Genomic DNA, 1,754 nt, shown 5'->3' with positions numbered 1-1,754 from the left:
TCGTGCAAATGCACGTCAATCTCACGCAAAAGCTTCAACGCATCTTCATCCGAATACCGCTTCCGCGCCATCCATCATCCCTCCTGTGACACCAAAATAGTGGCACAGTTCTACGGGGCTAAGACACAGCGCCTCTCACATACTGCCAGCCCAAGCATAGCCCTGGCGGTGGTCAGGTTCTTGGGTTGAGTGGCGGATGACGATTTTCCAAACATACTTCATGGGTAGGATGTGCGCCGCAATCGCAAACAAATGGTTAACGATGAACTGGCAAGGTCTTAGCTTCTAACGGCTATAACCATGAACCGACTGCGTTTGTTTCATCTTCCGATGTCGGCAAGGCGGGACAAAGCGGACAGTCAAATTACAAGATGAACGGCAGCTATGTCCGTGACGGCTGCGGGCTGATCAGCAGCAGTATTCCAAATAAGCACATCGTCGCGCCTGAGGCGCGCTGAAGCATTGAAAGCTTTCCTGCTGCAAAACGAGATGCCATCCTGCCAAAGGCAGCATACGTGAATATCGCAACTGCTTCCATCACAAGAAACGCGGCACCCAGCATTGCAAAGCTCTGCCAATACGCATCCACGATCACAAATTGAGGGAAAAAGGCCGCAAAGATCAGTATGGCTTTGGGGTTGCTCACGGCCACCAAGCTTTCGGCGCGGAATGCCTGGCTCAGAGAGACCTGTTCGCCAGAAAGGTTTTGTGTTTTCATCGCTTTCGCACTGCGCCAGAGCGAAATCCCAAGCCATATCAGATAGGTTGCGCCAATCACTTTGGCGATGCTGAAAACGAGGGCGGAGGTCGTCAGAACAATGCCTAGCCCGAGTGCGCTGATTGCAATCATGGGAACGAACACAAGCAGCCTACCAACAGCCGCTTTTTGCGCAAAAACAACGCCAGACCGAGCGCCGTTTGTCATGGCCAGAAGGTTGTTCGGCCCAAACGCAAGGTTTAGCGCGAAGCACGCGGGAACGAAAACGAGCCAATCAATCATTTTGGGAAACCTTGATAGTTCAGAGAAAAAGCCAGGTGGCATAGCAGACCTTCGCTGCAACACGAAAGAATCACAAGACAGGGCTCTGAGCTGTCATCTGACTGTTTTCGTCAATTGTCGGCAGGAGCCCCGTTGCAGACGCTCTAAAAATGAGCAGAGTCGAAGCATGCCGATACGGACCGCTTCTTCTTCGGATATCCAAGTTTGGGCTGATCTACGCGCGCAGCTTTGGGATGACACGTCTCCCGGACAGCATCGGGATGAGGCTGCGGCGATGCTCTCCAAATGTCCTCATGACGGCATCGTCTTCTTGGATGTTGTTGATGGGGCGACCATTCGTGCGTTCGCCGAGGCAACCTTGCGCCGCGATCATGTCAACGGATGCGAGACTTCGCCAGTTGCCTTCCTTGAGGGTATCTTTGTCCGCCCTGAGGACCGAGGCTCAGGCGTCGGGCGGCTCTTGTTGAAGTCGGTCCAATCGTGGGCAAATGAGCGAGGCTGTTCAGAGTTCGCTTCTGACGCGCATATCGACAATGCAGCTAGTCATGCGTTTCACTTGTCTTTGGGCTTCGAAGAGACTGAACGCGTCGTCTATTTTCGCAAGGCGCTTTAGTGCGATTGGCCGGAGCCAGCCCGGACCGGACAATGGATTGGCGATAAAGGTCGGGATTGCGGGACGGGCTGCCTTTCGAGTTCAATCGATAAACGGCAGCTCTTTGAATTTCGGGTTGCTTCGGATCAGCCGTTGCCATTC

General features: G+C 53.5%; 2 protein-coding genes. One reads left to right on the top strand and one right to left on the bottom strand.

Going from position 1 to position 1,754, the window contains the following annotated elements; genetic code table 11:
- Window positions 1–382: 382 nt before the first annotated feature.
- The gene (locus ISX84_RS23070) at window positions 383–1,000 is read right to left on the bottom strand and encodes a LysE family translocator (RefSeq protein WP_195822780.1); all 618 of its coding nucleotides are present in this window, start codon (window positions 998–1,000) and stop codon (window positions 383–385) included.
- 166 nt (window positions 1,001–1,166) lie between these two features.
- Between ISX84_RS23070 and aac(6') the strand changes: the two genes are divergently transcribed.
- Window positions 1,167–1,613 (top strand): aminoglycoside 6'-N-acetyltransferase, encoded by a 447-nt coding sequence (gene aac(6') / locus ISX84_RS23065; protein WP_195822779.1) that lies wholly within the window; start codon window positions 1,167–1,169, stop codon window positions 1,611–1,613.
- Window positions 1,614–1,754 lie beyond the last annotated feature (141 nt).

It is taken from the genome of Roseobacter sp. MH60115 (genome assembly GCF_015644665.1).
Taxonomy (GTDB): Bacteria; Pseudomonadota; Alphaproteobacteria; order Rhodobacterales; family Rhodobacteraceae; genus Roseobacter.
This window is presented reverse-complemented; position numbering and strand designations above follow the sequence as displayed.

Coding starts and splice junctions, on each gene's coding strand:
- ISX84_RS23070 (WP_195822780.1), bottom strand. CDS start 1,000: ATGATTGATTGGCTCGTTTTCGTTCCCGCGTGCTTCGCGCTAAACCTT.